This window comes from Maribacter sp. 1_MG-2023, from assembly GCF_030547005.1.
Lineage (GTDB): Bacteria > Bacteroidota > Bacteroidia > Flavobacteriales > Flavobacteriaceae > Maribacter.
The window spans coordinates 466,461-492,616 of record NZ_JAUOPN010000001.1; the positions used below are offsets into that span (position 1 = coordinate 466,461).

General features: G+C 34.1%; 20 protein-coding genes. 11 read left to right on the forward strand and 9 right to left on the reverse strand.

What is annotated here, in order from left to right:
* Nucleotides 1–2 precede the first annotated feature (2 nt).
* The 5 genes from Q4500_RS02110 to guaB all read left to right on the forward strand — a co-directional run bounded on the left by Q4500_RS02110 (nucleotide 3) and on the right by guaB (nucleotide 8,005).
* Nucleotides 3–1,238, forward strand: coding sequence for a DUF4856 domain-containing protein (locus Q4500_RS02110; RefSeq protein WP_303598100.1), 1,236 nt, complete (start codon nucleotides 3–5; stop codon nucleotides 1,236–1,238).
* Nucleotides 1,239–1,324: 86 nt separating this feature from the next.
* Entirely contained in the window at nucleotides 1,325–2,455 is a 1,131-nt protein-coding gene (locus tag Q4500_RS02115; protein WP_303598101.1) for an imelysin family protein, read from the forward strand.
* On the forward strand, nucleotides 2,455–3,822 hold the full coding sequence (locus tag Q4500_RS02120; RefSeq protein ID WP_303598102.1) for an HTTM domain-containing protein: 1,368 nt from the start codon (nucleotides 2,455–2,457) through the stop codon (nucleotides 3,820–3,822). Before Q4500_RS02115 ends, Q4500_RS02120 begins: the two co-directional genes overlap by 1 nt.
* Nucleotides 3,803–6,274: a TonB-dependent receptor gene (locus tag Q4500_RS02125; RefSeq protein WP_303598103.1), complete on the forward strand. Its 2,472-nt coding sequence runs from the start codon at nucleotides 3,803–3,805 to the stop codon at nucleotides 6,272–6,274. The genes Q4500_RS02120 and Q4500_RS02125 overlap by 20 nt, the downstream gene beginning before the upstream one ends.
* 258 nt (nucleotides 6,275–6,532) lie before the next feature.
* Entirely contained in the window at nucleotides 6,533–8,005 is a 1,473-nt protein-coding gene (gene guaB / locus Q4500_RS02130; protein ID WP_303598104.1) for an IMP dehydrogenase, read from the forward strand.
* 59 nt (nucleotides 8,006–8,064) lie between these two features.
* On the opposite strand, the gene Q4500_RS02135 is transcribed toward guaB, so the two are convergent.
* The 3 genes from Q4500_RS02135 to lysA form a co-directional block, all read right to left on the reverse strand.
* Complete coding sequence (locus Q4500_RS02135; RefSeq protein WP_303598105.1) at nucleotides 8,065–10,647, reverse strand: M1 family aminopeptidase; 2,583 nt, start codon at nucleotides 10,645–10,647, stop codon at nucleotides 8,065–8,067.
* 143 nt (nucleotides 10,648–10,790) lie between these two features.
* Nucleotides 10,791–11,327, reverse strand: coding sequence for a DUF255 domain-containing protein (locus tag Q4500_RS02140; RefSeq protein ID WP_303598106.1), 537 nt, complete (start codon nucleotides 11,325–11,327; stop codon nucleotides 10,791–10,793).
* A gap of 60 nt (nucleotides 11,328–11,387) precedes the next feature.
* Nucleotides 11,388–12,626: a diaminopimelate decarboxylase gene (lysA, locus tag Q4500_RS02145; protein WP_303598107.1), complete on the reverse strand. Its 1,239-nt coding sequence runs from the start codon at nucleotides 12,624–12,626 to the stop codon at nucleotides 11,388–11,390.
* A 151-nt stretch (nucleotides 12,627–12,777) separates the two neighbouring features.
* Here lysA and Q4500_RS02150 point away from each other — a divergent pair, with 151 nt between their 5' ends.
* The 4 genes from Q4500_RS02150 (at nucleotide 12,778) to Q4500_RS02165 (ending at nucleotide 16,026) form a co-directional block, all read left to right on the forward strand.
* Nucleotides 12,778–13,416 (forward strand): LON peptidase substrate-binding domain-containing protein, encoded by a 639-nt coding sequence (locus tag Q4500_RS02150; RefSeq protein WP_303598108.1) that lies wholly within the window; start codon nucleotides 12,778–12,780, stop codon nucleotides 13,414–13,416.
* Nucleotides 13,417–13,567: 151 nt separating this feature from the next.
* Nucleotides 13,568–14,761, forward strand: a complete 1,194-nt coding sequence (gene sucC, locus Q4500_RS02155; RefSeq protein ID WP_133686854.1) for an ADP-forming succinate--CoA ligase subunit beta — start codon at nucleotides 13,568–13,570, stop codon at nucleotides 14,759–14,761.
* Nucleotides 14,762–14,990: 229 nt separating this feature from the next.
* On the forward strand, nucleotides 14,991–15,326 hold the full coding sequence (locus Q4500_RS02160) for a hypothetical protein (protein ID WP_303598109.1): 336 nt from the start codon (nucleotides 14,991–14,993) through the stop codon (nucleotides 15,324–15,326).
* A gap of 364 nt (nucleotides 15,327–15,690) precedes the next feature.
* Entirely contained in the window at nucleotides 15,691–16,026 is a 336-nt protein-coding gene (locus tag Q4500_RS02165; protein WP_303598110.1) for a hypothetical protein, read from the forward strand.
* 42 nt (nucleotides 16,027–16,068) lie between these two features.
* On the opposite strand, the gene Q4500_RS02170 is transcribed toward Q4500_RS02165, so the two are convergent.
* Nucleotides 16,069–16,446: a DUF1456 family protein gene (locus Q4500_RS02170; RefSeq protein ID WP_303598111.1), complete on the reverse strand. Its 378-nt coding sequence runs from the start codon at nucleotides 16,444–16,446 to the stop codon at nucleotides 16,069–16,071.
* A gap of 341 nt (nucleotides 16,447–16,787) precedes the next feature.
* On the opposite strand from Q4500_RS02170, the gene Q4500_RS02175 reads away from it, so the two are divergent.
* Entirely contained in the window at nucleotides 16,788–17,189 is a 402-nt protein-coding gene (locus Q4500_RS02175) for a TerB family tellurite resistance protein (protein ID WP_303598112.1), read from the forward strand.
* Here Q4500_RS02175 and Q4500_RS02180 read toward each other — a convergent pair.
* Nucleotides 17,186–18,478 (reverse strand): DUF2254 domain-containing protein, encoded by a 1,293-nt coding sequence (locus Q4500_RS02180; RefSeq protein WP_303598113.1) that lies wholly within the window; start codon nucleotides 18,476–18,478, stop codon nucleotides 17,186–17,188. The genes Q4500_RS02175 and Q4500_RS02180 overlap by 4 nt on opposite strands.
* A gap of 187 nt (nucleotides 18,479–18,665) precedes the next feature.
* Between Q4500_RS02180 and Q4500_RS02185 the strand changes: the two genes are divergently transcribed.
* Nucleotides 18,666–19,091: an Hsp20/alpha crystallin family protein gene (locus Q4500_RS02185; protein ID WP_303598114.1), complete on the forward strand. Its 426-nt coding sequence runs from the start codon at nucleotides 18,666–18,668 to the stop codon at nucleotides 19,089–19,091.
* A 74-nt stretch (nucleotides 19,092–19,165) separates the two neighbouring features.
* Here the strand turns inward: Q4500_RS02185 and Q4500_RS02190 are convergent, their stop codons facing one another.
* The 4 genes from Q4500_RS02190 to Q4500_RS02205 all read right to left on the reverse strand — a co-directional run bounded on the left by Q4500_RS02190 (nucleotide 19,166) and on the right by Q4500_RS02205 (nucleotide 26,127).
* Nucleotides 19,166–20,596: a M20/M25/M40 family metallo-hydrolase gene (locus tag Q4500_RS02190; protein ID WP_303598115.1), complete on the reverse strand. Its 1,431-nt coding sequence runs from the start codon at nucleotides 20,594–20,596 to the stop codon at nucleotides 19,166–19,168.
* A gap of 231 nt (nucleotides 20,597–20,827) precedes the next feature.
* Nucleotides 20,828–22,816 carry an excinuclease ABC subunit UvrB gene (uvrB, locus tag Q4500_RS02195; RefSeq protein WP_303598116.1) on the reverse strand — a complete coding sequence of 663 codons (1,989 nt, stop codon included), beginning with the start codon at nucleotides 22,814–22,816 and terminating at the stop codon, nucleotides 20,828–20,830.
* Nucleotides 22,817–22,875: 59 nt separating this feature from the next.
* Nucleotides 22,876–24,342, reverse strand: a complete 1,467-nt coding sequence (locus tag Q4500_RS02200) for a T9SS type B sorting domain-containing protein (protein ID WP_303598117.1) — start codon at nucleotides 24,340–24,342, stop codon at nucleotides 22,876–22,878.
* 15 nt (nucleotides 24,343–24,357) lie between these two features.
* Nucleotides 24,358–26,127: a T9SS type B sorting domain-containing protein gene (locus Q4500_RS02205; protein WP_303598118.1), complete on the reverse strand. Its 1,770-nt coding sequence runs from the start codon at nucleotides 26,125–26,127 to the stop codon at nucleotides 24,358–24,360.
* Nucleotides 26,128–26,156 lie beyond the last annotated feature (29 nt).

Below are 26,156 nucleotides of genomic sequence, written 5' to 3' on the forward strand. Positions count from 1 at the left end.
AAATGAATAAATATTTTTTGGCATTTACTGCCATTGCAGGTTTATCGTTAACTTCTTGTAGTTCTGATGATGATAGTTTAGAGCTTTCACCATGTGACAACTGTTTTGTTGAATTTGAAGTGCCAGATTCTTACGTATTTACTAGAAACGGGGTTTCCACGGTTAGCTTTGATGGGCAAACCACAAGAATAAAGATGGGGCAAGAGCTTCTGTCAAATTTTAACATCCCAACAAATACACTTGATGATTTAAATGGAATGTTCGCTCATGTAGAAGGAGATATCGATTTTGAAGAAGCAGCATTAAATGAGTCAGATAAAAGTCTTCGTAGTAAGGTTGCAGCTTCTGCAGATTATTTTTCTACAAATGCAACAGATCAAGCCATAATTCGTGGTGATCTTGATGGGTTTATCAGTGCTCAGATTACAGACGTTTATCCTAATTGGGATGTTGCCGCTACCGCCGGTACTGCAGGGCAATTAGCTGATGGTGAAAGTACACGTTATGTAAATGCCAATGGTTTGGAATATAATCAAATGTTCGCAAAATCATTAATTGGTAGTTTAATGACAGATCAGATACTTAACAACTACTTAAGTACTGCTGTATTAGATGAGGTAGACAATGTTGCTAATAATGATGCAGATGTAGTAGAAGAAGGTAAGGACTATACTACGATGGAACACAAATGGGACGAAGCTTATGGTTATGCCTATGGTTTAAATGCCGATCAAGCAAACCCTAATGCTGATTTAGGGGCAGATAGTTTCTTGAACGAATATATAGAACGAGCCAATGGAGATTCAGATTTTGAAGGTATAGCAGATGATATATTTGACGCCTATAAATTAGGTCGTGCGGCAATTGTTGCCAAAGATTATGATATTAGAGATTTACAAGCAGAAATAATCAAGGCTAACATTTCTAAAGTAATCGCTATTAGAGCTGTTTATTACTTGCAAAATGGTAAAACAAAATTAGAAGGGGAATCTCCTAATATTGGTGGTGCGTTCCATGCAATGTCAGAGGCGTACGGTTTTATCTATAGTTTACAATTTACTAGAAAACCAAACTCTGCTGACCCTTATTTTACAAAAGAAGAGGTTGATGCATTCTTAATAGATTTATTAGATGATGGTGATAATGGTCTTTGGAATGTAGAATCAACGACATTAGATTCTATTTCAGAAGATATAGCAGCAAGATTTGATTTCACGGTAGCACAAGCGGCTGAATAATAGTACTTAAAAAAAGCAATTCATTCTAATAAGATTGAATTGCTTTTTTTATTTTTGCATTTAATTAGAATAAATAAAAATAAGAAATGAATAGAATTATTGGATTTTTCCTTGTTTTGACCTTGGTTTGGGCATGTTCCAGTGATAGTGGTAGTGATGATACGGTGATTGTTGATCCAGTAGATAAGGTTTCTTTTGAGCGTAGCACTATGCTAATAAATTGGGCAGATAATATTATTATACCATCTTATGAAGCATTTTCTACTGATTTAGATTTGCTAATAGATTCATTCGATACATTTAAAGAAGATTCTAATGAAGATAACTTGATTAAGTTTCGTTCATCTTGGATGAATGCATATATCTCTTGGCAACGTGTTGCTATGTTTGAAATTGGTCCTGCAGAGACGGTTGGTTTTCAGTTGAATATGAATATTTATCCAACTAATACCGATAATATAGATGGTTTTATTACTACTGGCACTTACGATTTATCGCTTTCTTCAAATAGAAGCTCTAAAGGTTTCCCAGCATTAGATTATTTGTTGAATGGTTTAGGGGAGGATGATGCATCAATTTTAGCTTTCTATAGCGCAGGTGATAAAGATGCACTGTTTATGTATACAGAAGATGTTTTGTTAGATATGAAATCGTTGACCGATACTGTCTTGTCTGACTGGACAGAAGGATATAGAGATACATTTGTTGCCAATGATGGGGCTTCCTCTACAGCCTCTGTAGATCGTATGGTAAACGATTATATCTTTTATTATGAAAAGTATTTGAGAGCGGGTAAAATGGGTATCCCTTTAGGTGTTTTTTCTGGAGCTCCGTTACCTGAAAACGTTGAAGCCTATTATAAGGGTACTATTTCTGCCGATTTGTTTTTAGAAGGTTTAAATGCGGTTCAGGATTTTTTCAACGGTAAACATTTTAATTCCGAAACTGAAGGGGAAAGCCTTGCTTCTTATTTAGATGCGTTGAATACAGTAAAAGATGGTGAAGATTTATCTGCCTTGATCAATGCCCAATTTAATACGGCTAGAGATTTGATTCAAGATTTGTCATCCTTTAGAGAAGAAATTGAGAATAATAATACGCCAACTGCTATGTTTTTGGCATATGACGAAGTACAAAAAGCAGTACCAATGTTAAAGGTAGACATGGTTTCTGCCATGAGTATCAGTATTGATTTTGTTGATGCCGATGGTGATTAATGAAATTGATAATAGATACATATATAAAAGCTCCAGTAGAGGCCGCCACATTGGCGGTCTTTCGTATTTTATTTGGTTTAATGATGCTTTTTAGCATTATTAGATTTTGGTCTTACGGATGGATTGATAAATTTTATCTGCAACCCAAGTTCTTTTTCTCCTATTTTGGTTTTGAATGGGTGAAACCAGTAGGCGAGCTTACCTATTTAATCTTTGTAATTTGTGCTATTTCTGCCATTTTAGTAGTACTTGGTTACCGTTATAAGCTAGCTATTATAGTATTCTTTTTAAGCTTTACCTATATAGAGCTAATGGATAAGTCCACGTATTTAAATCATTACTACTTTATTAGTCTCTTAAGCTTTCTAATGATTTTTCTTCCTGCAAATGCTTACTATTCTTTAGATGCCTATAATAATCCTAAAAGGGCTTTTCAGTATATACCTGCTTGGACAATAAACAGCATAAAGTTGTTATTGGGTATCGTATATTTTTATGCCGGTTTGGCGAAATTAAATTCTGATTGGTTGCTAAAAGCCATGCCTTTAAAAATATGGTTACCATCTAAGTTTGATACCCCGTTAATTGGTAGTTTTCTGGGCGAAGAGTGGGTGCACTATGCCTTTAGTTGGTCAGGTGCTTTGTTTGATCTCTGTATTCCTTTTTTACTTTTCAATAAAAAGACAAGAACTTTTGCATTTGTTATGGTCGTTATATTTCATGTGCTAACCAGGGTGTTGTTCCCAATTGGAGTTTTCCCTTTTGTAATGATTATCTCTGCCTTAATATTTTTTAATGCCAATGTTCATTTAAAAATAATAGGTTTCTTCTCTAATTTTTTTAAGATTAATCTTAATAGTTTCAATACAGGGAAAGTTTTTAAGCAAATACCGACTTTTAAAACCAAAATTAAATATGGGGTACTAGCACTTTTCTTTTGTTTACAACTATTGTTGCCATTTAGGTACTTATTGTATCCGGGCGAGTTGTTTTGGACAGAAGAGGGATATCGTTTTTCATGGCGTGTTATGCTAATGGAAAAATCAGGTTATGCGCAATTCAAAATAGTAAATGGAGATACGGGGCGATGGTTTTATGTAAATAATTCAGATTTTTTAACTCCTATTCAAGAAAAACAAATGGCTTTTCAGCCAGATTTTATATTGGAATATGCTCATTTTTTAAAAAATCATTTTGAAAAAGATGGTCATAAAAATGTGCAGGTATTCGTAGATTGCCAAGTTAGTTTAAATGGTAGGTTAAGTACAACATATATAGATCCTACTATTGATCTTGGAAAACAAAGAGAGTCTTTTTTACATAAGAATTGGATAATACCATTTAAAGATGAGATTAAAGGAATTTAGTTATATACTGTTATTATTAGTATCATTTCCATTATTTGGGCAACTAAGTATTTCAGGACAAATAACCGATGAAGATGGTGTACCCGTTTCTGATGCAGAATTGTACATTAAAGAATTGGAACTTTTAGAAACGACAAATTCAGAAGGTTATTATTCAGTAGAAATTTTAGCGTCAGGTACTTATACTATTGTTGTATTTGCTTATGAGTTTGAAATTGAAGAACAAGATGTGGTACTAAATGACAACGTTACTTATAACGTAACACTGCAGCATCTAAAAGTCAACAATTTGTCAGAAGTGGTTATAACGCAAAAGCGAGAAGAAGTCTTTGCCTTAAAGCAACTAAAGAAAGTCGACGGAACCGCTATTTATGCGGGTAAAAAAAGTGAGGTTGTTTTACTGGAAAATATTACGGGTAATTTGGCAGCTAACAATCCGCGACAGATCTATAGTCAAGTCGTAGGGCTAAATATTTATGATAATGGAGATGCTGGTTTGCAACTTAATATTGGCGGTAGAGGTTTGGATCCCAATAGAACGGCAAATTTTAATACCAGACAGAATGGGTATGACATTAGTGCAGATGTTTTAGGCTATCCAGAGAGCTATTACACTCCTCCAGCTGAAGCTTTAGAAGAAATTCAAGTAGTTAGAGGTGCTGCATCTTTGCAATATGGTACCCAATTTGGTGGTTTGGTCAATTTTAAATTCAAACAACCAAATTCAAATAAAAAAATAGAACTGATTTCTAGACAAACTTTAGGATCTTATAATTTAAAAACTTCTTTTAATAGTCTAAGTGGTACCGTTGGAAAAATAAGTTATTATACCTATTTTAATTATAAAGAGGGAAGTGGTTTTAGACCAAATTCGGATTATAACAGTAGAAATTATTTTGCTCATATTGGATATCAAGTTTCTGATAAAACTAAACTTACGCTTGAGACTACGTTTCTTAATTATTTGGCTCAACAACCAGGTGGTCTAACAGATGCCCAATTTATTGAGGACCCAACATTTAGTAATAGAGAGAGAAATTGGTTTGATGTAGATTGGAAACTATACTCTCTTAGATTAGATCATAAATTCTCTTCAAAAATGGATTTTAGTTTGAATGTTTTTGGCTTAGATGCATCAAGAAGTGCACTTGGGTTTAGAACTAATAGAGTGTCACAGCCCGATGATTTAGAAGAACCAAGAGAATTGTTAATAGATAACTTTCAAAATTGGGGTGCAGAGGCAAGATTGCTTACCAGATATAAACTAGGTGATACCGAATCAGCATTATTGATTGGGTCTAAAATTTACAGAACAGATAATAATCAACGGCAAGGCCCTGGTACAACAGCTGCAAATGCAGACTTTAATTTTGCCGATGATGAGTTTCCTAATTATGAAAGGCAATCAGAGTTTAATTTTCCTAACTCCAATCTTGCTTTTTTTGGGGAGAATATTTTTAATATAAATTCTAAATTGACATTAACACCCGGTTTTAGGTTAGAACATATTAATACAGAAAGTATAGGTAGTTACAAAAATATCGTTCTGGATTTGGCGGGTAACTCATTGTTAAATGAAGATGTTACGGATAATAGGGCTTTTGATAGAACATTTTTGTTGCTAGGTCTAGGTGCAACTTATAAGCTAAACCCAAGTGTGGAATTTTATGGAAATTTTTCTCAAAACTACAGATCGGTGACTTTTAGTGATATAAGGGTTGTTAATCCTTCATTTCAAGTAGATGAAAACATTAGTGATGAAGATGGTTTTACTGCGGATGTAGGGTTGCGTGGAAGGCATAAAAATGTTTTCTCTTATGATGTTAGTGCTTTTGGTCTGTTGTATGATAATAGACTTGGAGAAATTCTTAAAAGTGAAACGCAGATAAATGCAGCTGGCGAAGAAGTAGAAACAGGGAGTATTATACGCTTTCGTGGGAATATAGGTACCGCTTTTATGTATGGGTTAGAAAGCTTTGGAAACTGGAGTATCAAGGAAACTTTTTTTAGTGGAAATGATAAATTAAAATTGAACTATTTTTTAAACCTTGCCCTTACAGAATCTGAATATTTGTCTTCGGAAGAGACAAATGTAGAAGGTAATAATGTTGAGTTTATACCGGCTGTAAATTTAAAAACAGGATTAAATTTTGGCTATGATAACTTATTGGGAAGTTTACAGTACACATATTTATCAAAACAGTTTACTGATGCTACCAATGCTCCGCAAGATGTAAATGATAACCAAAGAGGTATAGAGGGTGAAATACCAGCGTATGATATTCTTGATTTTTCATTAGCATATACATACAAGAACTGGAAGCTTGAAGCAGGTATAAACAATGTCCTTAACAATAGTTATTTTACACGTAGAGCAACTGGCTACCCAGGGCCGGGTATTATTCCTTCAGAACCTAGAACGTTCTACACAACATTACAATTTAAACTTTAGAATTTTATTCGATAATCGAGACTTTAATACTTCGAGAGGCTAGCTTATAATTTTTAAGTTAGGCCTCTTAGAATACCTAGAGTGTTTGCCCCGAAGTTGTTCAATAGCGTTGTTTAATACATAAATTGCATGTCTAGAATAGTGGTGTTTTTTAATTACTAATCTTTAATTAATGTGAAGCTTTTGCTAAGGTTTGGTGAAGAATAAATAAACCAACTATATTCACTATATTTGCACGCAATTAAATCCTTAATTGCTATGCAAGCCCACCAAAATAAAATTCTAGGAGAAGGTCTAACATACGACGACGTATTATTAGTACCTGCATATTCTGAAGTGCTTCCAAGAGAAGTTAGTATTCAGACAAAATTCACAAGAAATATTACAATCAACGTACCTATCATATCGGCAGCGATGGATACGGTTACAGAGTCTAGAATGGCAATTGCCATGGCTCAAGAAGGTGGCATTGGTGTACTGCACAAAAACATGACCATTGAGCAGCAAGCCATGAAGGTGCGAAAGGTAAAAAGGGCTGAAAGCGGAATGATTTTAGATCCGGTTACCCAACCACTTGATTCAAAAGTAAAAGACGCCAAGGCTAATATGAAAGAGTATAGCATTGGTGGTATTCCTATTGTTGACGCCGATGGTAAACTTTTAGGTATCGTAACCAATAGAGATTTACGTTTCGAAAAAAATAACGAAAGACCTATTTCTGAGGTAATGACTTCTGAAAATTTAGTAACAGCTGCTGAAGGTACTTCACTTTCAGAAGCAGAAGATATTTTGCAGCAACATAAAATTGAAAAACTACCTGTTGTAGATAAAAATTATAAGTTGGTAGGTTTAATTACATTTCGTGATATTACAAAACTTACCCAAAAACCTAGTGCCAATAAAGATCAGTTCGGTAGACTTCGTGTTGCAGCTGCTTTAGGTGTTACAGCCGATGCTGTAGAAAGAGCAGAAGCATTAGTTAATGCAGGAGTAGATGCAGTAGTGATTGATACAGCTCATGGTCATACCAAAGGTGTGGTAGAGGTGTTACAAGCTGTAAAAAAGAAGTTTCCAAACCTAGATGTTATTGTTGGTAACATTGCTACAGGTGCGGCTGCAAAATATTTAGTAGATGCGGGTGCAGATGCAGTTAAAGTTGGTATTGGTCCCGGTTCAATTTGTACAACAAGAGTTGTTGCTGGTGTTGGTTTCCCTCAATTTTCTGCGGTATTAGAAGTTGCAGCAGCTATAAAAGGTTCTGGTGTTCCGGTTATCGCAGATGGTGGTATTCGGTACACGGGTGATATTCCTAAAGCTATTGCTGCAGGTGCAGATACAGTTATGTTAGGATCACTTTTGGCAGGAACCAAGGAATCTCCAGGAGAAACGATTATCTATGAAGGTAGAAAGTTTAAATCTTACCGAGGTATGGGGTCTGTAGAGGCAATGAAGCAAGGTAGTAAGGATCGTTACTTTCAAGATGTTGAAGATGATATCAAGAAATTAGTGCCTGAAGGTATTGTAGGTCGTGTGCCTTATAAAGGTGAATTATACGAAAGCATTCACCAGTTTATAGGTGGTTTAAAAGCTGGTATGGGATACTGTGGAGCAAAAGATATTGCTACTTTACAGGACAATGGAAGATTTGTTAAAATTACAGCTAGTGGTATTAATGAAAGTCACCCACATGATGTAACCATTACAAAAGAGAGTCCTAATTATAGTAGATAGAAAATATAGAAGTGTATAAAAAAAGAGGTCTTTTAGACCTCTTTTTTTATGTCTTAATATTAATCTAATGAGGTATCAATCTGTTTCTGCAGAAGTTGAACCCTTCTCAAATTATCTGAAGCTTGTAATACTTTTGATTTTAGTGAAGAATTTAAATCAGGATTTTCTTCAAGAAAACGCTGTAAAATTTCATAAGCTTCCGGTGAAGTGTAGTTGCCTATAGTACTACTTAACCATCTTTTTGGAAAAAAAATATCACCTGTTTTTTGTATTTGATTAACTAAGTCTAAACTTGCTCTTAGATAGGTAATAGATTCTTTTTGATGTAAAGGGTGATTTAAATTATTCATTGCATTAGCCACCCATGATTCTTTAGCACGGTTTTCTTCTTGTTGAAGTGATTCAAAAAAGTCATTTCTAGTCTGCTGATCTTTTGATAAAGAGGGTAGTAAAAAGGTAAAGCGATTTAATTTGTCATTATTGCTTATTGCTTGTTCAGCTGTTTTAAGGATGCTCTCACTTTCAGCATGTCCGTACAAGGCTAAATCCATCGCCAATTCAGTAAAGTTGTCATCGTTGAGTTTTAGATTGTTAATCACTAATTCTTTGTTCCAAATTTTGTATAAATGGTCTAACGAAATACCAGTGTATCCAATTGATGTGTAGGCGGAGTATAGCGTCTTTTTAATACTAGCAGGTAATTCTTCTTGTAATTTAGACCATACTTGCTCGCTAATTTCTTTCTGATAAAATAGGCGTTGTTCTGCGGTTAGATATTTCCAAAATACAGAAGTAGTGTATCTAGAGTTGAGATTAATTAATAATTCATTCTTTTCATTAATTAACCCTTTTGAGTATAGTTTTATGACAGCAGCGGGAGCAATGCTTCCGTTGAGCATATTCTCATACACATTAATATAGGCGTAACCACGAGCCACTTGATCCTCTATCGTCGGTATGATATTTAGATCTTTTTCTTGAATAGGAAATACTCCGTAACCTTCAGCATTTGAATTATAAAGTATTGAAGTTGGTCTAGGTAAACCAATAGCCCCCTCTAAAACCAATTCGCTATCAATCATATTGATGGTTAACGTTTTTGTTTTATCAGGATAAAGAAACAGTACTTCAAATGTCTGAGGCCACGAATGATTTGATTTGTCTTCTGCTTTTTGAGATAGTTTAAAAGATGTGATGTTGTCGTCACTATCATATTCGGTAGCATCACTAAAAATGGGTCTACTAGAATTATTGATCCAAACATCGCTCCAACCAACCATATCTGTAGTAGATTTTTTATCAAGAATATCAATTAGCTCACCCCAAACAGCATTTTTGAATGCAAAGGCTTTAATGTATTCTTGAATACCTGTTTGAAATGCCTCTTTACCTAAAACGGTTTCTAATTGACGCATCATTATTGGGGCTTTATTGTAAATAATACTACCGTAAAGTGAACCTGCGTTGTTGAGGTTTTCTAAATCTTGCCGAATAGGGTTCGTACCCAATGTTCTATCCTCTCCGTAAGCATTAGGGTAGTGGGTAATCATAAAAGCCAATTGATGGTCTATATCTGGAAAGGCAGGATTCATAATTTTATCTGCCATGAAATTGGCAAATACCTCTTTCATCCAAACATCATTAAACCAATTCATAGTTACTAAATCGCCGAACCACATATGTGATGTTTCGTGGGCAATTAGTTTTGCACGACTTAATTTTCTGTTCGCTGTAGCACTTTCATCTAAAAACAACGAACTCTCTCGGTACTGAATTGCGCCGACATGCTCCATTCCGCCGTATTGAAATCCGGGTATTGCAGCGAAATCCATTTTTTGAAAAGGAAAAGGATATGCGGTATACTTCTCTAAAAATGATAAGGATTGCTGATGTAGAATAAAAATGGAATCTAAGCTATACTTAATTTTAGTGGTATCTGTTTCTCGGTATAACATGGTCATATCCATATTCGCTGGTTTTTGAGTTACTGATTCAAATTTACCGGCTACAAATGAAAATAGATAGGTACTCATTTGGTTAGAAGCACTAAAAATATGCTGTGTGTATTCCCCTTTCTGAGTTTGCTTTACTTCTTTGGAACCGCATAAAACTTTCCAATCATTTGGTGCTGTAATATTCAGCGTATAAATACCTTTTATATTAGGTTGATCAAAACAAGGGAATAGTGTTCTTGCACGATCAGGTACTAATAAAGTATACAAGTAATCTTCATTTCTATTAAGAGAAAGCTCACCAGCATCAAACTCAATTATAATGGTGTTATTTCCTTTAACCAAGTAGTCTTCATGTAGAACTATATGTTCATTTTTATGAAGAATAGCTACATCAGTTTCGTTAATGGATACCGATTTTATTTTTGAAGTTTCCTCTTTAAAATCTAAGTAGACTGGTTCTTGAAGTTGGGTTAAGTTGAATTCTAATAATAGCTTAGATGCTATAGGGGCTTCTTGTTCTTTGGGAATATCAAAACTTAAGTTATAATGTACATTTGAGATTAGAGAAGCTCTTTGGGTTGCCATAGCTTCTGACACTCCAGATTCAACTTGTTTAGAATTGTCATTTTCGTTAGCACACGATATTAAAAATATGACTAAAAAACTAGCGTAAAATAGGTTCTTCATAAGTTAGAGTTATACGTTGTTGTGAAAGTACTTTAATGGAAATTGCTTTCCAATTTTTCAACAACGTATAACTCTAAAGAAAAGTAAATTTATAAATGAGCCATTGCATATTTGTAATGACTATAGAAGGTAAGTGTAAATTCTTATTTACCAGCTTCACCAGTATAAGCTTTCCAGTCTTTTTCTTTGTAAATGTCACTACCAAAATAGCGGGCAATTTCTAAGAATGGCTCTGGCTTCTGATAACCAGGTATTGGAGAAAGCATGTTTAATTCTTCGTCTAAGAAAATAGTAGTTGGGTAGCTTAAACGGCCTTGCATTAAAGCGGCTGCAAATTCATGATAACCCTTTCTGCCAGAAGGAACAAATTTGTAAGTCTTTCCTTTATATTCGATTGGGTCTTTACCTTCGCCATCAAACTTCACCATATAGTAGTTCTCTGCCATATAAGCAGCTACTTCTGGATTTTGAAAAGTGTCCTTATCCATTTTCTTGCACCATCCACACCAATCGGTGTACACATCAATAAAGACTTTCTTTGGGTTTGTATCGGTTGCCGTTAATTCAGCAGCCTCTTCCCAAGAAATCCAATTTACCTCTTGTGCATAACTAGCAGCCGAAACAAAAAGTACGGCTAAAAATAAAAATGATTTGGAATAAGATAAAGAATACGTCTTCATGAGTTTTATTTGAGTGTTTAGTCCAACTATTATACCAAAACTAACGTATTTTTAAACGCTTTATTTCACTTTTGCCGTTTCTTTAACAGCGAACAAATCTTTTACATCTACTTGGTTACGAATTAAATCTTCAAAAGTTTCTCTTTCGCGTATAAGAATTGCTTTCCCTTTATGCCAAAGAACTTCTGGTGGTCTAAATCTTGAGTTGTAGTTACTTGCCATAGTAAAGCAATACGCGCCTGCATTTTTAAAGCAAAGAATATCACCTTCGGTAATCTCGTTTATTCTTTTATTGCTGGCAAAAGTATCGGTCTCACAGATATACCCTACTACAGAGTAATAACGCTCTCTACCAGTTGGGTTAGAAATGTTGTTTATTGTATGAGTAGCGCCATAAAGCATTGGTCTAATTAAGTGATTGAAACCAGAATCTACGCTTGCAAATACTGTTGATGTAGTTTGTTTAACCACATTTACTTTTGCAAGAAAAACACCTGCTTCACTCACTAAAAACTTACCAGGCTCAAAAGCCAATGTCAAATCTTTACCATATTCTTTACAGAACTCATTAAAACGAGTACTTAGTTTTTTACCTAGTTCTTCAACATTAGTTTCAATATCACCTTCTTTATAAGGTACTTTGAAGCCGCTACCAAAATCGATAAAATCTAGATTTTTAAAATTTCGAGCAGTATCAAAAAGAATTTCAGAAGCATATAAGAATACGTCGATATCTAAAATATCACTACCGGTATGCATATGTATACCGTTGATATTCATTTTAGTCAATTCTACAATACGAAGTAAATGCGGAATTTGATGAATACTGATTCCGAATTTAGAATCTATATGACCAACAGATATATTAGAATTTCCACCTGCCATTACATGAGGATTAATACGAATACATACCGGAATATTTGGATGCTTACTACCGAATTGTTCTAATATAGAAAGGTTGTCTATGTTAATGCGTACTCCCAATTTGGCAGCTTGTTCAATTTCTTCTAAAGAAACTCCGTTAGGGGTGAAAATGATTGATTCTGGTTTAAAACCTGCTAATAAACCTAGTTGAACTTCTTGTATAGAAACGGTATCAAGACCGCTACCAAGACTATTCATCAATCTTAAAATAGTAATATTAGAAAGTGCCTTGGCTGCATAGTTAAGTTTCAATTTTTTTACAGAACCAAAAGCTTTGGTTAATCTATTGAACTGTGAAACTATTTTTTCCGAGTCATAAACGTACACCGGATCACCATAGGTTTTTGCGATTTGCAATAAATCCTCATTTCTCATACTATCTAATTTTAAGCGAATTTACTTTTCTAATTTATTAAGAACAAAAATAATAACATAAAATCGCTAAAAATAACAAATTGTGATATTTGTAACACTTGAGAATTCTATTTATTTTGGCGCTAAATAAACTCCTTTGTACATTTAGCAAATGAAATTACCTTTATTTCCATTACAGTCCATATTCTTTCCGGGGGAGACGGTTCCACTTCATGTTTTTGAAGATCGCTACAAACAATTAATTCAAGATTGTAGAGAAGAAGCCATCACTTTTGGTATACCTGTTTTCATAAATAATAAGATGGAATATGGTGTTGAGGTACAATTGGTAGAAGTGGTAACAACGTATGAAACCGGAGAAATGGATGTGGTCTGCGTAGCTAGGCAAGTCTTTAAATTACTCGCTTTTGATAATATTATGGATAATAAGCTTTATGCTGGTGGTATTGTAAAGTTGTTGGAGTATGATTATGAAGCATCCGATGAAAAAAAACAAACTATTATTAATGGTATAGAACAATTATATGCTATCATGGATGTGCCATATACCAAACTCAATGTAAAAGAATTCAATAGTTTTACGCTAGCTCACAAAATAGGATTGTCTTTTGAGCAAGAGTATCAACTATTACAGATACCTACAGAAAATGATCGACTTAACTTTATAAGTCTGCATCTAACTTCTACAATAACTGTATTGTCAGAGGTAAATAGAACCAAGAAAACAATTGAACTTAACGGACATTTCAAAAATTTTGATCCGTTAGATTTTAAAGATTTAGAGATTTAGGTCGTTTTTTAGCTACAAAATTCAATCACATAATAAGGAATTTGTGTTTTTATCAGGTTAATTCTACTAGTTATTCTAATTAATCACCAGTATTTTTAGATTATTACTTCCTGTTTCCTATTTTTGCTTAACAATTAAATTCACCATATATATGAACCTTCACGAATATCAAGGAAAAGAGATATTAGCAAGTTTTGGGGTGCGCATCCAAAGAGGAATAGTTGCCCAAAATGCAAAAGAGGCTGTTGAGGCTGCAAAGCAATTAACTGCTGAAACCGGAACTGGATGGCACGTTATTAAAGCGCAAGTACACGCAGGTGGTCGTGGTAAAGGTGGTGGTGTAAAATTAGCCAAAAACCTTAAAGAAGTAGAAGAGATAGCAAACCAGATTATTGGTATGAACTTAATTACACCGCAAACTTCTGCGGAAGGTAAAAAAGTACACCAAGTATTGGTTGCCGAAGATGTTTACTACCCAGGCGAAAGCGAAACTAGTGAATTCTATATGTCTGTTGTGTTAAACAGAGCTACTGGTAAGAATATGATTATGTATTCTACAGAAGGTGGTATGGACATTGAAGAGGTTGCTGAAAGTACTCCGCATTTAATCTTTACAGAAGAAATTGACCCAGCTACAGGATTGTTAGGTTTTCAAGCACGGAAAATTGCTTTTAACTTAGGTCTTTCTGGTACTGCGTTCAAAGAGATGACAAAATTCGTTGCATCATTATATAAAGCATATGTAGAAAGTGATTCTAATATGTTCGAAATTAACCCTGTATTAAAAACATCTGATGATTTGATCATGGCTGTTGATGCAAAGGTTTCTATTGATGACAATGCACTATACCGTAGAAAGCAATATGCTGATATGCGTGATCTTAGAGAAGAGAATGCTATTGAAGTAGAAGCAAGAGAAGTTGGTCTTAACTATGTTGATCTTGATGGTAACGTTGGGTGTATGGTTAATGGTGCAGGTCTTGCAATGGCAACTATGGATTTGATTAAAATGGCAGGTGGTGAGCCAGCTAACTTCTTAGATGTTGGTGGTACTGCAGATGCTAAAAGAGTTGAAGAGGCGTTTAGAATTATATTAAAGGATCCTAACGTTAAGGCAATTCTAATTAACATATTCGGTGGTATCGTTCGTTGTGATCGTGTTGCACAGGGTGTTGTTGACGCATACAAGAATATGGGCGATTCAATGAAAGTGCCGATTATTGTAAGATTACAAGGTACTAATGCTGAATTAGCAAAAGAGATTATAGATAACTCAGGACTAGCAGTACAATCTGCTGTACAGTTCCAAGAGGCTGCAGATAAAGTAAAAGCTGTATTGGCTTAAACAAGTTTGCTTTTGATAGTATATAAAGACCATTCATATAGAATGGTCTTTTTTTTTACCCTTTCACATTTTGGTATTATTGAAAATGTAGTTTATAGTATGAAAATCTGCATATTTTGTCAATATAATATTAAATAGATGTTAAAATTATCATATTAATATTTTAAATCCGTTATTTTGTGGTATACGTAATATGGGCGTGTAATTTCGGACCTTTAAAATATATAGTATGAAAAAAGTCAAAATTATTTTAATCGCAATGTTAGCATTTGGGATTGGAACTGTTACGGCTCATGATACCGAGTCTAAAGATGATAAAGGAACAAAGTGGATAACTGCTCAAATTCATGACATGTTAGCCGATGAGGATATACCTGATCAAATAAGAGGTGCTAAAGCCAAAATTAAAATTGCCTTTGCAGAAGATGGCATGTACAGGTTATTATCAATTAAATCTACCAATAGTCAATTAAAAGAATTTTTGAAGAACGGTATCGATTTTAAAAATCTTGAACCAGGCAATACAGATTTAGTTTACGTTATTCCAATAGAAATAGCAGACTAGTAGAATTACTACTTACCATTTTTAAAGAACGCTTATTTAGCGTTCTTTTTTTTGTGAATTAATATTGAAATATCAGGTTATTAGGTATTTATTGTGTTTTTTGTTTTAAGCAATCGTAATTATAAAAGGAGCAAATCTATATTTTATGTTACCGAAATGAAATAATGGTTAAGACTCTGTAATCATGTTTTTCGCATGACTTCTATTTCTAAATTTGGGATGTATAATTGAGGAATTAGTATTAAAGAGATGTTAAAATGAGATTAAATTGTAACATTCTTATTTTACAATCGTCTTTTTAGTAATTCATCATCAATCAATTATTAATCATACTTCAGAAAAACTGGAGTAAAAACAAAAAGTCATGAGAAAATTAAGTTTAGTAGTCGTAGCTGCAATGCTACTTGCAACAGGTAATGTATTAGCGAACGATGTTAAAGGTGAAAACCCTTCTAAAAATCTTTCAACACAGATTTCACAAATGTTAACGGAGAATAATTTCTCTGAAGAACATGATGATTTAACAGCCCAGGTTCGATTTACTTTGAATGCAGATGGGGAAATCGTAGTGTTATCTGTGAATTCTGAATTTGATAAAATGGAAAGTTTTGTCAAAGCCAAATTAAACTATCAAAAAGTTAATTTGACAAACGTAGAGGAAGGTAAAGTGTATACCATTCCTGTACGAATAGAGGCTTAATTATTGAATTATGCCATTAAAATCTTAATACACAGAAGTGTATTAAGATTTTTTCTTGTTTTTATACTTCACAGAGCTAACGGCATTATCTACCTTATTCATCTGTTTTGTTTTAAAATCTTTTCTTTCATTGTTTTGTTGAGTAGGTCTTTTGGTGCTGGTAGACATAGCTAATAGAACTTCTCCTGGTATTTTAGGGGCATCTTTTGTGCCACGCAGATGAAGAACCAATCCATTTAAAAAGTTACGCAACACTTGATCACCACATTCCATATAGTTAGGGTGGTCTTCATTTCTAAAGAATGCACCTAATTCACTTTTAGAAATTTTAAAATCTACAAGCTGTAAAATATCAACGATTTGGTCATCACGGAATTTTAAGGCTACTCTTAGTTTTTTAAATATATCATTATTTGTCATACCACAAATTTAAGGACTGCAAGTTATTATAAAAATATGACCTGTTGGTTGATATACCTTGTTAATAGGTTGGTTTTATCTGAATCTAAGTTATTAAATTCCAATTTCGATGCAGAATATATGCATCTTACTAGTATAGTTTATGAGGTAAAAATTTTAGCAGACTAATTCTACGTGACACCATAGTAAAAACTAAACTTATACTAATAGTTAACATTTATATTGATTTTTTTAACGGGTGTAACTTTTTACTATAGTTAAATTGACTTATATGAAATAAAACAGCTGACTTTTACGTTAAAAATATGTAGCAGCTGAATATCAATTTGTTACGTAAGAATATGCCTACTACTAAAGAAAAATTGAGTATTTTATCAGAAATGATTTCTTTTGCCAAAGTCAATAACGAGGTAAAAGAATCAGAATATGACTTTCTATTTTCGGTTGCCCAGCAATTAGAAGTAAGCAAAAAAACCTTTGATAGTCTATTTACTGCTAATGTTGAGCATGTAATACCCAAATCTCAATCAGAACGACTTTTGCAATTTCACAGATTGGTGTTATTAATGAACGTAGATGATAAACAAGATATAATTGAGGTCAAAAGAATTTACGATATCGGATTAAAGATGGGTTTGCCACCAGGTGCAATACAACAGGTACTTGCTATAATGCATAAATACCCTAATAAAGTTGTGCCTCCAGAGGTATTAATCTCAATTTTTAAATCACACTACAATTAAGACCAAGAGATAAAATCAGAATTTAATATACTACGATCTCTTTTATTTTCGATGTTGTTATCAGCATCTGTTTTTAATTCATTGATTTCCGCTTCTATTATTTCAAGTTGATTAGAATTTATTACGTGGTTTGTAAGTGTCTTTAGCATGTGCATAAGTTTTCTCATAACCGTAATATCATGCTTGCAATAAAGTCTGTATGTTGCCATTACATTGAATAGCAATTCTGAAAATTTAGAACTTCTAATAAGTACCCAATTTTCTCCATTTCCGTCATCATTGGCAAGGTATTCAAAGTCCGCCTTATGCATTAAATCCATAAAAAGCGAAGTTAGGTAGTCAATAGTGTTTAAAGCTGTTCCAGGGTCGTTTATTCCCGGAGACATAGCTTTCACCCCAATTTCTGAAATTTGTCTAAAACCATAGATGTAATTTTCTCCAATGAGCTCTTCGTGACTAAAAAGTAAGTTGCTTATTATTTTTTCTTTTAAATCATTATCTAAAGGTTTTTCAGTTTTAAATCCAATAGTGCCATCTAAAATAAATTGTCCCTTATGTAATTGAATTTTTATTTTCATCGAGTTCTCTTTACATATCTCGAGTAAATTATCGTTTAAAATTCCGTAGAAATATCCGGTTTCGGTAATTTCATATGCTTCCCAATGTTCTTGATTAGGAAATTCTAAGGATTTTTTTTCTTCGTCTTTTACAATTGATCTTATTTCAGATTTTGTTCTAGAATGAATTGCGGTCAAAATATTGCCTACTTGTATCGCTTGAGAGATATGATGAATAAAATAGATAAATGCTGCTAAACAGCCTACTACTAAAATAATTCCTGCCAGTACCGAGAAACCTGGTGTTTGATAGTTGTTTTTGGTAGGTTCTATGGAGATAAATATGAAAATATTATATAGAATTGTGCCGATATAGAGACCTAATACAATTTGATGTTTTTGGTCTGATACAATACCAGGTAACACTCTTGGTGAAAAATTACTTGATGCTTGATTTAGTAATACCATTACCATTGAAAAACTAAATACGGTCAATGAAATTAAACCACCTATAAGAGTGCTTAGAATTGTCTTAGCCGTATCTGTGTCATCAATAACCAAAGCTGGAGTAATTTCCATGATATGTGCGGAAATGTCTTTTTGTTCCAGATAAATCATTAAAAAAGCCGTTAGCAATCCGCCTAAGGAGATTACTGTGGGAAAAAAAGCAATTCTAGATTGAATGTGGTCTATAAAGTTGGTTAATCTGTCCATTTTAAAAATTCTATCCATAAATCTAGTGATTGTGGTTATGGAAAAACGGCTGATATGCTAAAATTACAGGCTCGTATAGATTAAAAGTGACAAAATGACATTATTATAAGTAGTAAATATGTCATTATGGCGTATTTATTTGAGTGGTACATGATTTGTTCTATTCATATCGACTATAAAATTAATTTATTTAAAAAATAAGATTATGAGTTTAACAAAGAAAAATGAAGTATTGTTCCCGGCTTTTATGAATGAAATTTTTAAACCAGATTGGTTTGGTGGAACAGAAAATGCACGTGCTGCAGTACCGGCTGTGAATATTAAAGAAAGCGATTCAAATTTTGAATTAGAGCTTTTTGTGCCGGGTAGGGTGAAGGATGATTTTAAGATTGAAATTGACGATACGGTATTATCCATTTCAGCAGAAATTAAACAGGAGAGTGAAGAGGTGAAAGAAAACTTTACTCGAAAAGAGTTCAGTATTTCATCTTTTAAAAGAGCATTTACATTACCTGATACAGTTGCAACAGATAAAATAGAAGCAACGTATGAAGGCGGAATTTTAAAATTTAATATTCCGAAAAAAGAAGAGGCTTTGCCAAAGCCAAAAAGATTGATTGAGTTAAAGTAAGTTTTGGTTAGTAAGTTTTTTTAGGTTGGTTTGAGTTGTTTAGTTAAGTGCTTTGAGAAATCAAAGCACTTTTTTTATGGTAGTTTTTCGGTCAATACCGCAATGCATGAAATTATACCCTCCTTATAATTCCCCATTCTTAGATTTTCATTAGGGGCATGTATGTTATTATCTGGGTTAGGAATTCGAATAGATACTGCGGGTATATTCAATGCTTCTAAAAATGGAGCCATGGGTTGGGATCCACCGGTAGTTCTCATATTTATTATTGTATTACCAAACACTTTAGTTAAAGCCGAATTTAAAAACTTACCGATTGAACTATCCATTTCTGTTCTAAATGGTTTTGAGCCAATTCTGTAATCGAGAGACACGAGTTTAGGGTAAGTTGCTCTTTCTTCTTTGGTTGGTATAGAGTCCACGATGTAAAACCCCTCTTCTTTTATATGTGCCCGTAGTAATTCTATTTGTCTATCCCCGGGCGTTTCAGGTACTAATCGCATATCTATTTCAATGATTACTTCTTCAGGTATTAATGTGCGGACTTCCTTACCTGTCCATCCTGCTTTTAAGCCTCTAATATTTAAAGAAGGAAACTGTAACGCTTCTTGATACGTGTCTGCAACTTCTTCAGAGTTGGCAATGCCTAGTCTCAAATTTAGACTGTCCATATTTTCTGGTACAGAATTAAGTAGTTCTTTATCGCGTTCAGATAAATGAACACCATCATAAAACCCAGGAATTTGAACTATGCCTTTTTCATCTTTAAAACTACTTATTAATTGTGCTGCCTTAAAAACTGGGTTTGGTGCATAATTTCCATACTGACCGCTATGCAATGCATCGGTCGAACCAAAAACTGTAATTGTTGCTGTAGTAATACCTCTAGCGCCATATGTCAAAGTTGGTAAATTAGAAAGATGTCTAGTACCGTCCATTATCAAAAGCATTTCCGATTGTAAGAGGCTTTTGTTTTTAAGAACAGCTTTTGGTAAATCTGGTGAGCCAAGTTCTTCTTGAAAATCCATGATTACTTTTATGTTGTATTCTGGAGTGATACGTTGTTCTTCTAAAATATTCAGCGCTGAAATTAATGACATCGCCGGACCCTTAGAATCAGATGCGGATCTTGCAAAAATTCTAATATCATCCGGTATATTTTTTTGATTAGAATTAAATTCTTCCGTTGTCCATAATCCATTTTTTAAGGTCTTGAAAACTGGTTCAAAAGGATTGTTTTGAGACCACTCAGAACGGTCGACAGGTTGCCCGTCAATTTGTAAATAAAATAAAATACTTTTTCTGTTTTTATGAAAAATTTTCTCGGCAAAGAGTAGGGGTGCACCTTCGGTAATTATGGTCTGTGTTTTGAATTTTAAACTCTTAAAAACACTATCGCACCATGCTTTATTATTTTCAATTTGTTCGGGAAAATTACCGTCATTTGGTAATCTTAAAAAATGATGTAAATTCGTAGAAGCGGTCATGAAATTTTCATCGACCATTAATTTAATGTCTTCGCTTTTTAACTTCTGTGAAAAGCTATTTAAGCTACTGCTTATACATATTGCAATAAGCAATAAATTCAACAAATTTTTCATTTTGTATAGAAATTATAAGATTTAGTCTTGTCTAAAAATTTTAATTAAATAATTAGTAACCAGTTTTTTATGTAATGTTAAGTAAAGTTTAAATATATACAACTTCTATTTTGGTTAATTCTGCCTAAACGTTACCTATTCTTGCTCTTGTAATGACTTTATTTCGTCTCGTAATTTCGCTGCTTGCATAAAATCTAATTCTTTTGCAGCTTTTTCCATCGCTTTTCTTTTGTCTTTTATGAGCTTTTCTATTTGTTCTTTTGTAAGGTAATCCATGTCTGGTTCGGCAGCTCTCAACTCCTCTTTTATGAAGTGATATGTGGAGACGGAATTTTTAGAAAGCACACTGTCCAAACTTTTGTTCAAGGCAGTTGGCGTTACGTTATTATCCGTATTATATTGTATCTGTTTTTGCCTTCTGTAATTTGTTTCGTCAATCGTTTTTTGCATGCTTGCAGTTATCTTATCTGCGTACATAATTGCAAGTCCATTTAGGTTTCTTGCAGCTCTACCAACGGTCTGTGTTAATGATCTATTACTACGTAAAAAACCTTCTTTATCGGCATCTAAAATTACCACTAAAGAAACCTCTGGTAAATCTAATCCTTCTCGTAATAAATTGACTCCTATAAGCACATCAAAAATTCCCTTTCGTAAATCTTGCATGATTTCTACACGCTCTAAAGTGTCAACATCACTATGAATATATCTACATCTAATATTGATTCTGTCCATATATTTAGCTAACTCTTCTGCCATCCTTTTTGTCAAAGTTGTAACTAAAGTCCGCTCATCTTTCTCAACACGAATTTGAATTTCTTCTACTAAATCATCAATTTGGTTTAAGCTTGGTCTTACCTCAATTATGGGATCTAGAAGTCCGGTTGGTCTAATCACCTGCTCAACATACACACCTTGACTCAATTGCATTTCGTAATCTGCGGGCGTAGCACTTACATATAAAACTTGATTTTGTAACGCTTCGAACTCTTCAAACTTTAATGGTCTATTGTCCATTGCGGCAGGTAATCGAAAACCATAATCTACCAAGTTTACTTTTCTAGAACGGTCACCGCCATACATGGCATGTACCTGAGGTATGGTCACGTGACTTTCATCAATCACCATTAAATAATCATCAGGAAAGTAATCTAACAAACAGAAAGGTCTGGTGCCCGGTTTTCGACCATCTAAATATCTAGAATAGTTTTCTATACCTGAGCAATATCCAAGTTCACGTATCATTTCTAAATCGAAATTGGTACGCTCTTCTAATCTTTTTGCTTCTAGTGGCTTTCCAATTTCTTTAAAGTAATCTATCTGTTTAACCAAATCATCTTGTATACTATGAATGGCATTTTGTAAAACATCTTTAGAGGTAACGAACATATTTGCTGGGTAAATAGTAAGTGTCTCGTATACTTCTATAATATTATTATTGAACGGGTCAAAAGCTTCTATTTCTTCAATTTCATCCCCGAAAAAATGAATTCTATAGGCATGGTCAGCATAACTAGGAAATACATCTACAACGTCACCTTTTACCCTAAAATTACCGTTTTTAAAATCCGCCATAGTTCTAGAATATAGCGATTGCACTAATAGGTGCATTAGCTTGGTTCTAGCAATAACTTGATCTTTTTTTATGGAAATGACATTTTTCTGAAATTCAACGGGGTTACCAATACCATATAAACAAGAAACTGATGCAATAACAATTACATCTCGCCTTCCTGAAAGTAGCGAAGAGGTAGTACTTAGACGTAATTTCTCAATATCTTCATTAATCGAAAGATCTTTTTCAATGTACACACCACTTGTTGGTATAAATGCCTCGGGTTGGTAGTAGTCGTAGTAGGATACAAAATACTCTACCGCATTATCTGGAAAAAACTGCTTGAACTCTGAATATAACTGGGCAGCCAAGGTTTTGTTGTGCGCCAATAATAATGTCGGTTTTTGTACTTCTTCGATGACATTGGCTACTGTAAACGTTTTACCTGAACCGGTTACACCCAATAATGTCTGAAACTTTTCCTTATCATTTATACCTTTTACCAATTCTTTAATGGCATTTGGTTGATCCCCAGTGGGTTTGAAGTCTGATACTACTTTGAATTTCATGCTATAAAATTACGAAAGAAGGACCATTTAAAAGAGTTCAATAACAATAATCATTAAGTCTATCGAATTAGTGAAAAATGACCCATTATTGGTTGCTGATTAAGAAAGCTAGCTTTATACCAATAGTCAGATTGTGGCATTTGTTTAGTATTAAAAGTACCGTCCCATCCAATGCTATTTGGGTTGATTTGTTGTATTAAACTGCCAAATTGATTATAAATATGTATTACGTCTATGACAGCTTCAAAGTTTTCAATGGGCGGCACATACTGCCAATAGTCGTTAACTCCATCTCCGTTAGGCGAAAAAAATGACGGAAAATCTTTTTTGGAAATATCTCTATCTACCAATCTTTCTGTTGTTCCGCAACCGTTTTTATCTCGAACATAAGCAGTGTAATTACGAGTTGGCATTTCTACGAACATTGAAGAATCTTGAAAAGGACCATCTCGACCGGTTAATGAATACTCATATTGTCCGCCACCGGTTACGGAAATTAATATTGTTTTTCCTAAAGGTAAGTTGGTGACATTTATTGCTGTAATTGTAGCTTCTTCCGATGCTACTACGTCTATAAGTTTAGAACTTATGCATTCAATATCGCCCGTGTCGGTAGTAATATTATTATATGCTTCAAACCGATATTTACCTGGTGCAGAAATAGCAACACTTTGTGTTTCTGATAGTAACGTTTCTTCGCTACCACTATTTGTTAAAAACCACCTAAAACCATCGGCAACATCGTTCGATGAAATAGTGTAGGGTAGTTCGTCACTGCATATACCTACTATGTTAGGTAAATTGATAATTGGAGCCCTATATATTAATTCCCCGGTAGTTTCAGAAACATAGGGGTCACAAACATAAACGGCAAAACTAGTAGTGAATATTTCTTCGGTACAAGATGTTGCAATACCGATATCATTATAGGGTTCTATTTTTACATAAATATTTGCGTTTTGTGGTAAATCTTCAGGGGGGTCGTAACTCAGTTCGTTTTTGATATCCAAATTATTTACTATTTCATGACCATTCGGTGTCGTGCCAATAGATAAATAGTAACCCGTTGCTGTAGGGCTATATTCCCATTCAATATCTGTGATAATAGTTACACTTCCCGCATTATTATCTGGTGTAATCAATACAGAGCAAGTAGGGGCTGTGGTGACTTCAGCTGTTGTAAACACTAGTTCGTCGCAGCTGATTGGCGGACCGTCATACGGAACTAAACTTAATGTCGCGTACATTGTGGTGCCGTCTGGTAAACCTAACGGCAGAGTATAATAAGGGTTAGTGCCAATAGGTTTTCTATCTAAAATGTCAGTGCCTTGCGGAGTGGTGCCAATAGAAAGTATATATCCGTTATAACCTAATACTTCGGTCCAGGTTAGTGTTGTGTTTACTTCAATGTTATCTGCACCGTTGTTTGGGAAAGTAAATTCTGTACAATCTTGACCATGTAAAAATGCACTTGTCAAAAAGAGGCATAACAACCTCAAGAAGAAAGACATTTTTTTAATATTCATGTTGTATAAATTAATTTATCGTTTCAAATTAAAATGACCTTTGATAATTTTATTATTGGTAGCAATTGCTTTGAACCAATAATTAGATTCCGGAAGTGCTTTGCCATTTAAGTTTCCGTTCCAACCAGTTGTATTTGGTGCTATTTGTGCTAAAAGTGATCCGAATTTATCAAATATAAAGATTACCGATACATTGTTTTCACCCGTTTCAACAGGTGGTATAAATTGCCAAAAATCATTTATACCGTCACCATTGGGTGTGAAGAAATTTGGGAATCCGTTCACTGTCAAATCTTGTTCGATCAAACGTTCGGCAATGCCGCAGCCTGCTTTATCGCGAACATATACGGTGTGATTTTGTAAGGATATGTTGTTGAAACGATTAGAATTTTGAAACGGTCCGTTTTCATTATCTAAAGCATATTCATAATTGCCATTTGTAGTTGTAATTACTTCATAGTTGAGTGAGTTGGCACTAATTTGAACTTTTACATCTTCTATTTCTGGTGCTTGTGATATTTCTACTTGAAATGTTTTTGAACTGGCACATTCGAATGTTTGCTCCGAATCTTCTATGTTTAAATAGGCTTCATAAATATATTCACCTTCTTCATTAATAGATACTTCTGAGGATGTAGAAATTAAAGTTTCATTGCCTCTTTCATCTAATTGAAACCACCTGTAGCCATCTGCTTCATCGGTTGCCGTAATAACATCGAATTCATTGCCGATACAAATTGATACGGAATCTGGAAAGGTCAAAATAGGATTTAAAACCAACAATTCGCCACTTAAAGGGTCAAAATATGGTCCGCAACCTAATGCTGTAGAAAAAGTTTCTTGTGCACAGCCGATTGCTTCACCCGCGTCATTAAACGGGAATATGGAGATAAAGAAGGTTCGGTTGGGTTCAAAATCTATAATTACCGTAGATGTTTTAAAAAAGATGGCGTCCTCTAAAATATTTGTCTCAAACGGAGAAGTGCCTATCGATACTCTATAACCTGTTGCATTGGGAACTGGGTTCCAATCAAGTGTTGGACTCAGCTGTACGTTTGTTTCTCCGTCTACAGGAGAAATCATAGTGGTACATATTGGTAGAACAGCTTCTGGTGCCGTGGTGAACATAAATGTGCTACAATTAGAAGCTACGCCTATTCTGTTATATGGAATTATAGTAACGTAAATTTCTGCTTCTGACGGTAGATCTATTGGTGGATTGTAGTTAAGGGAGTTTCCAACATCTGTACTCGTAAGAATTTCACTTCCGTTTAATGTTGTTCCAAGGGATAAAAAATACCCGGTTGCACTTGGTGCGGCACTCCAAGAAATATTTGTGGTTGAATTGACGTCTAAAGCATCATTTGCCGGAAAAGTAGATAGTACACATTGGGGTACTTCGCTCAAAGCAGCTGTCGTAAAACTTTGACTGTCACATACAATATTGGGCTGATTGAAAAAGAATAAAGTTATGGTTATAAATATTTCTGTGCTCTCTGGTAAACCTGTCTCTAGGGTAAAAGTGGTGGCTGTACCAACATTTCTTTCGTTTAAAATATCATTGCCTCCAGTAGTTGTTCCTAGAGAAATAATATAACCAGGCACCCCTGTTACAGCTTCCCAACTAATTGAAGTATCTGCGGGAACCAAGGTGGTGCCATCAACAGGACTAACTAAAGCGGGACATTCTTGTGCCGAGGTTTTAAAAACAGCAAATAACAGGACTATGAAAAATATTGGCACAGCCAATATTTGGGGTATTCTTATGTCCCATTTCTTTTTCATAGCATATTGGTAAACAATACAATATACTA

Bases quoted from the DNA above. Each gene is read 5' to 3' on its own strand.
- sucC (WP_133686854.1), top strand. From the start codon at position 13,568: ATGAACCTTCACGAATATCAAGGAAAAGAGATATTAGCAAGTTTTGGG.
- Q4500_RS02175 (WP_303598112.1), top strand. From the start codon at position 16,788: ATGCCTACTACTAAAGAAAAATTGAGTATTTTATCAGAAATGATTTCT.
- Q4500_RS02115 (WP_303598101.1), top strand. From the start codon at position 1,325: ATGAATAGAATTATTGGATTTTTCCTTGTTTTGACCTTGGTTTGGGCA.
- Q4500_RS02140 (WP_303598106.1), bottom strand. From the start codon at position 11,327: ATGAAGACGTATTCTTTATCTTATTCCAAATCATTTTTATTTTTAGCC.
- Q4500_RS02200 (WP_303598117.1), bottom strand. From the start codon at position 24,342: ATGAATATTAAAAAAATGTCTTTCTTCTTGAGGTTGTTATGCCTCTTT.
- Q4500_RS02185 (WP_303598114.1), top strand. From the start codon at position 18,666: ATGAGTTTAACAAAGAAAAATGAAGTATTGTTCCCGGCTTTTATGAAT.
- uvrB (WP_303598116.1), bottom strand. From the start codon at position 22,816: ATGAAATTCAAAGTAGTATCAGACTTCAAACCCACTGGGGATCAACCA.
- Q4500_RS02135 (WP_303598105.1), bottom strand. From the start codon at position 10,647: ATGAAGAACCTATTTTACGCTAGTTTTTTAGTCATATTTTTAATATCG.
- lysA (WP_303598107.1), bottom strand. From the start codon at position 12,626: ATGAGAAATGAGGATTTATTGCAAATCGCAAAAACCTATGGTGATCCG.
- Q4500_RS02180 (WP_303598113.1), bottom strand. From the start codon at position 18,478: ATGGATAGAATTTTTAAAATGGACAGATTAACCAACTTTATAGACCAC.
- Q4500_RS02160 (WP_303598109.1), top strand. From the start codon at position 14,991: ATGAAAAAAGTCAAAATTATTTTAATCGCAATGTTAGCATTTGGGATT.
- Q4500_RS02205 (WP_303598118.1), bottom strand. From the start codon at position 26,127: ATGAAAAAGAAATGGGACATAAGAATACCCCAAATATTGGCTGTGCCA.
- Q4500_RS02110 (WP_303598100.1), top strand. From the start codon at position 3: ATGAATAAATATTTTTTGGCATTTACTGCCATTGCAGGTTTATCGTTA.
- Q4500_RS02125 (WP_303598103.1), top strand. From the start codon at position 3,803: ATGAGATTAAAGGAATTTAGTTATATACTGTTATTATTAGTATCATTT.
- Q4500_RS02165 (WP_303598110.1), top strand. From the start codon at position 15,691: ATGAGAAAATTAAGTTTAGTAGTCGTAGCTGCAATGCTACTTGCAACA.
- Q4500_RS02150 (WP_303598108.1), top strand. From the start codon at position 12,778: ATGAAATTACCTTTATTTCCATTACAGTCCATATTCTTTCCGGGGGAG.
- Q4500_RS02190 (WP_303598115.1), bottom strand. From the start codon at position 20,596: ATGGTCGATGAAAATTTCATGACCGCTTCTACGAATTTACATCATTTT.
- guaB (WP_303598104.1), top strand. From the start codon at position 6,533: ATGCAAGCCCACCAAAATAAAATTCTAGGAGAAGGTCTAACATACGAC.
- Q4500_RS02120 (WP_303598102.1), top strand. From the start codon at position 2,455: ATGAAATTGATAATAGATACATATATAAAAGCTCCAGTAGAGGCCGCC.
- Q4500_RS02170 (WP_303598111.1), bottom strand. From the start codon at position 16,446: ATGACAAATAATGATATATTTAAAAAACTAAGAGTAGCCTTAAAATTC.